The organism is Oleiphilus sp. HI0125 (assembly GCF_001635355.1).
On record NZ_LWGF01001096.1, the window covers coordinates 1 to 1008 of the forward strand.

General features: G+C 44.3%; 1 protein-coding gene. It reads left to right on the forward strand.

The genetic code is table 11. From position 1 onward, the window contains the following. Positions 1-392 precede the first annotated feature (392 nt). Positions 393-1008 (forward strand): NAD(P)/FAD-dependent oxidoreductase (locus tag A3762_RS18920; RefSeq protein ID WP_231878861.1); only part of this gene is annotated, 616 nt, incomplete at its 3' end.

The following is a 1008-nucleotide window of genomic DNA, read 5'->3' on the forward strand; positions in this document are numbered from 1 at the left end:
CGTTATCAAGGTTACTATGGCTGTAAGCCCCTGCCATTAGATCGATTGCAGCGATGGCTTGAACAAGCTGGCGCGATCTCTTCTAGCTAATCCTTGGTGCGCCTGCACTATTATGGTGCATAAAGCTCGGTAGCTACTGATAAGTCTAGCCTTGTAAGTGCCTGAATCTTATAGAGATATAAAGTTGGTACTAAATTTGTATTAGAAATCGTATCGCAAAGCAGTGTTAAAAACCGCGCGGGGTATGACGACGGTTCATACTCACACAGAACAGAGACAGCATATTAAGAATGAACTTAATGTGCTGACGGCAAAGAAGCCCATGCTAACTAGCAAATATGCTGGTGGCATGGGTTTTTTTTTGCCCCAAAATTTTTGGTGGAGAAGAAGTTATGCAAGCATCAACAATGAAAGTATTGGTAGTCGGCAATGGAATGGTAGGCCATCATTTTGTTGAGCAGATACTTGAACAAGATATGAACGTCGAAGTGACAGTTCTTTCTGCAGAGCCAAGGTTGGCGTACGACCGAGTGCATTTGTCGGAGTACTTTACAGGCAAAACAGCAGATGATCTTTCACTTACAAGCGCAGAGCACTATGAAAAGCTAGGCGTGAATTTTCGTGTGAATGTAAAAGTTTCTCATATTGATAAGCAAGCCAAGACGGTTAAGACTGAAGCGGGTGATGTGTATGCTTACGACAAACTCGTGCTTGCTACGGGCTCCTTTCCTTTTGTTCCTCCAATTCCTGGTAATGATCAAGAGCATTGCTTGGTGTATCGAACCATTGAAGACCTAGAGCAAATTGAAGCCTCATCTAAACAAAGCAAGGTTGGTGTTGTTGTGGGTGGTGGTCTGCTTGGTCTTGAAGCGGCAAATGCTCTCAAGCAAGCAGGTCTCGAAACCCACGTTGTTGAGTTTGCTCCGCAGCTAATGGCGGTTCAAGTAGACCAAGTTGGCGGTCAATTGCTGAAGTCAAAAATTGAAGAGCTTGGCGTGCAAGTCCATA